Origin of the sequence: Paenibacillus xylaniclasticus (assembly GCF_004001065.1) — a bacterium.
GTDB classification, from domain to species: domain Bacteria; phylum Bacillota; class Bacilli; order Paenibacillales; family Paenibacillaceae; genus Paenibacillus_T; species Paenibacillus_T xylaniclasticus.
On the sequence record NZ_BIML01000068.1, the window covers coordinates 1 to 4,489 of the forward strand.

Sequence of the window (4,489 nt, forward strand, 5' to 3'; positions counted from 1 at the left end):
CGCAGGCGCGGACGCGGCGCGGGCGAAGCCGTCGAGCGCGGCACATGGGGCGCGCCGGACGAGTTCGCGTTGGACGCGCCGAGCGCCGGCTTCGGCGGAGCCGGTGGCGCCGAGCGGAGCAGCGGGCGCGGTAAGCGCAGGCGCGGACGCGGCGCGGCAAGCGAAGGCGCGGTGAGCGCGGGCGAGCACAGCGCGTGGGAAGCGAGCGAAGCGGTGAGCGGCGCAGCGGCGGAGCGCCCGGATACGGGCGCGGAGTGGAGCAGCTCCAAGCCGCCGCGCAAGCGGAAAGCGCCGAAGCTCGATATGTGGGGGCTGCCGGTCCCGACGACGAGCAACCCTCGTCGCGACGACGGCGGCGAGTCGGATGACGGCACGTACCATCCGGGCAGCAACCGCCGGAGTAGACGCCGCGGAGCCGGCGGTCATTTTGGCGGCGGGCAAGGCGGGCAAGGCGGACGGCCGGGTCAGGGCCGCCGGAAGAAGTCTGGGGCCGCCGATAACGCGGGCGGCAGCCGCCAAAGCGGCGGTAGCGCAAGCATTGAGGCAGGCGGCGGGAATGGAATGTCAGCAGGACGGAAGCGCAAGAAGAAGAAGCCGGGCGGCGGAGGCAATGCAACAGCCGCATTCGTCCGGAAGAAGCGCAAATAGCCGGGACATCTAGAACGGTCGCATTATAGAGTTACTTTGAGGGCCTGCAATTCTAATCGCCACATGGCGGATTGGACGTGCAGGCCCTTTTGGTTAGGGGGGCAGTGAGATTTGACGTCGGCGGGGTAGTAACGCCATAAAAGTGTGTCGTAAGGGAGAGCGAATCGACGTCGGCGGGGCCGTAACGCCATAAAAGTGTGTCGTAAGAGCGAGCGAATCGACGTCGGCGGAGCAGTAACGCCATAAAAGTGTGTCGTAAGGGAGAGCGAACCGACGTCGGCGGGGCAGTAACGACACATTATCGGCATCAGCAACATAAAAATGCCTCTCTCACGGTATGGAATACAACATGAGAGAGGCATGAGTAGATGTAACTTGATGAAGTTAATTAGCCGCTCGCTGGGACAATAGAACATATGTGACTAGCGTAACGAGCGAGTTGCTTATTGACCTAATTGCAGCGGGCTTCGACTGCGGGCTCCCGTTAGTCGCCGGTCGAATCTTTGGCGTCGCCTGTTTTGGATTGAGTATTCTGGCTACCATGACCTTGCTGCTTCTTCGCGCTGTCTCTACGGGAGTTGCGGTGATCTCTGCGGGACATAATAAATTGCACGCCTCCTTAGAACTACTTGTGTGAAAATGAACGGGTGTGTAATGCTTTCATTACGACGATATTGGTATCTCCTGATGAAGAGGAGATTATGTAAGGCGCAGGTTTCCAGCGCATGGGGGGGAGAGTGAGCTAAAGAACGTGCTTCCTCCTTGAATTCGAGTTGGAAAGTTGCTACAATAGATTTCTAGTTGACTGGCTTAGCGGTGATTCTTACCGCTGGCTCGATTTTCGGACGAGGAGAAGGTGGATAGCATGGCGAAGCAGAAGCAAGAGACCAAGCCGTTGGCGCAGAATAAGAAGGCATCGCATGACTATTTCATCGAGGAGACGTACGAAGCGGGTATCGTGCTGACCGGTACGGAGATCAAGTCCGTTCGCAACGGCAGAGCCAATATCAACGATGCGTTCGCAACGATTCGGAACGGTGAGATGTTCGTCAACAACATGCATATCAGCCCGTTCGAGCAGGGCAATCGGTTCAATCCGACCGACCCGACTCGCGCGCGCAAGCTGCTGCTGCATAAGGCACAGATTCATAAGCTGCTTGGCCAGTCCAAACAGGAAGGATACACGATCGTGCCTCTGAAGATTTATGTGCGCAACGGCTACGCGAAGCTGCTGATCGGCCTTGGCAAAGGTAAGAAAAACTATGATAAGCGAGAAACAGCGGCTAAACGGGATGCTCAGCGTGACATTCAACGTGCGCTGCGCGAGAAGCAGAAGGTCGCACGTTAATACTGTAATGAAGGGCTTTACGGAACAGTTTCTTGATTTGATGGTAACAATGCCAGCAACCGACTAGACCTATACCGTGGAGAACATGTTATACTGAGTTCATCGACGGCAAGGCGTAAAGCTGAGGCTGTTGAGCAGTATTCAGGCAACACGATTAGTAATAAGCATTCGTGCTCGCTATGAACGGCAATTAGCCGACCCATTCGAGTCGCCTTGCAGGCTAACGGATCGCGAAAGCGACGACCGATTATGCCAATATATTGGGGGCGTTTATGGATTCGACGGGGGTAGTTCGAGCATGGGTCGCGGGTAGTGGGGACGCGTCCGCTTCATCAACGCTAAAGCCAATTAAATGGCAAACAACAAACTTCTTACGCTGTAGCAGCTTAATAACCTGCTCGCGTGCTCTCGCTCTGTATCGCCCATGTACCGGGATGAGGGCCCAACTTTAGTGGGATACGCTGTCACATCTCCGCCTGGGGTGTGCTGAAGAAGACAATCAGGCTGACCTTAGCGATAGCCGGTTACGGGGCGCTTGCTAGGGTGACATTAAAACCGTGACTACACCCGTAGAAGCCTGTGTGGCGTTATCTTCGGACAGGGGTTCAAATCCCCTCGCCTCCACCACCATGAAAACCATCCGCATGAGGATGGTTTTTTTGTATTTAAGGCGAGGGTTTGAACCTCATAAAGTCCGAAGTGGACAGGGGGACAGTCCGCGCTCAGGGGGCAAAGTGATGATTTCGGGAATGTTCCGGCCCTTGAAGCGATTGTTTCAGAGTACCCTCTGTGACGACTGCTTTTTAAGTTGGGGATTATGTTGAGCGATTGATGCTCGAACGAAGCTCTCTGCTGCTTCAGGCTTTCTAGCTTCCACAGTAGCGTCATGTGCGTCAAGCTGCTAGCGATGGCATTAACGAGATTCTCGATTTGCTTCTCTGTCTCACGCTGATTCTTTTCCAACCTTGTTCCCTCGATCCTGTATGACTCATCCTTCTTCGCTCGAAAATCGATTAGCTGCTTCGCGAGAAGCGAAATGGCCTTATTGTTGAAGACACCTGGCGGGCGTATTGATACGCTGGGAATTGACATTGTAATACTTATACCCTGTTCGTAGTTGTGGTGATGTAATAATATGGATTGAGAATACCACGCTTCTCGAAAAGGAGTATAAGAATGCCTATAAAACAACAGTACATAGATATGAAGGCGATAGAGGATTACTCATCAATTAATAGACAAATCGAGGAAAATGCACTTAGGTTACGACGCTTGCACGAGACAGTAGGAGAGCGGTTTAAAGACTCCAGTAACAATTTAATTAGGCTTGACTTCATTCATATGCTTGATTCAATAGATTATATACAAAAATCATGTGCATCGGTGTACTACAACACTACAGGTATTGGAAATCACTTTATTCCATACACAACTTTCTACCGTGAAATACTGTCTACTATAAAACAGATAATGATGAAAGTTTCTCATTTTCATAAGAAGCAATTGAAGATTGATAAAAAAGCTTCTGTAAAGTACAACGGTATTCAACAATTTTTGGCTAGGGAAATAAAATGGAGAAATAAGTCGGAGCATGACATCGATCCTTTTTATGGTGACCACGAGGAAGTATTACGTGTGTTTAGTATTGATAAAATGCTTTCATTTATCGAAATGGTCATGGATCTACTTGATGATTTAAATGGTCATCAAGTAGATCTAAATCCATTAGAAATATATGCTCCAATGTACAATGGCCTATCATTATTACAAAGAAAGCAACTTCTACATGGAAATAAAGAAAGTGCCCTTCGCATCTTCTCTTTGACCACTGAATTAAGCTATAAGGTAATGGAAATACGACCAGATGAGGAGCTTACAATATTATTAAATTTGGCCATGAAATATCTTGAGGTTTCCAGATGCCTAAAATATACGTATAGTATGGATAACGAACTACCTGGTAGTGGAGAAAAAGAGTATGCGTATTTTGCAAGACTTGGACTCACGTTCATCTACCAGTTTTATGACAAACTCGGATTATTTGTGAAGCATCGCTACTCGATCGCTACAAAAACTACCTACTTTAAGGATAATGTTCGGAATGTGAAGAGGGCCATCAATTCCTCTCAACAGGATGAAATCTTAATGAGCTGCATCGATATTGAGGAAAGTGATGAGTACGGAGTGTTGAATGATTTGAGACAAGCGATCTGTCATAAAAATAAATGGGTGGATTATCAAGCTTCATCTGAATCGGTGAGTACATTGATTGTTTTACTTTTCATAACTATGACTGACTTAATGGAATTAATCTTATGTAGTTATTTTGAAAAGTGGAATATCAAGCTTTCGTTAAAAGCGACCGAAGAGGCTTATAACAGAACTAATAGCATTAAATTGTAGACATGCTCTAAATTTAAGAATTATAGATCCTGCCACCTCCCTGAACAACCTAAGCATCGCACGGTGGAGGATTGTGGATTTGCAGAGCGA

General features: G+C 49.3%; 3 protein-coding genes and 1 other RNA gene. All 4 read left to right on the top strand.

What is annotated here, in order from left to right; genetic code table 11:
• Positions 1-171 precede the first annotated feature (171 nt).
• A complete protein-coding gene (locus PXY01_RS21900) occupies positions 172-648 on the top strand; it encodes a hypothetical protein (RefSeq protein WP_127573254.1) in 477 nt (158 codons plus the stop codon).
• 865 nt (positions 649-1,513) lie between these two features.
• The gene (gene smpB, locus PXY01_RS21905) at positions 1,514-1,996 is read left to right on the top strand and encodes an SsrA-binding protein SmpB (RefSeq protein WP_127573256.1); all 483 of its coding nucleotides are present in this window, start codon (positions 1,514-1,516) and stop codon (positions 1,994-1,996) included.
• A gap of 262 nt (positions 1,997-2,258) precedes the next feature.
• Positions 2,259-2,623: a transfer-messenger RNA gene (gene ssrA, locus PXY01_RS21910) on the top strand.
• 549 nt (positions 2,624-3,172) lie between these two features.
• A complete protein-coding gene (locus PXY01_RS21915) occupies positions 3,173-4,399 on the top strand; it encodes a hypothetical protein (protein ID WP_127573258.1) in 1,227 nt (408 codons plus the stop codon).
• The last annotated feature ends 90 nt before the right edge of the window (positions 4,400-4,489 follow it).

Bases quoted from the DNA above. Each gene is read 5' to 3' on its own strand.
- smpB (WP_127573256.1), top strand. From the start codon at position 1,514: ATGGCGAAGCAGAAGCAAGAGACCAAGCCGTTGGCGCAGAATAAGAAG.
- PXY01_RS21915 (WP_127573258.1), top strand. From the start codon at position 3,173: ATGCCTATAAAACAACAGTACATAGATATGAAGGCGATAGAGGATTAC.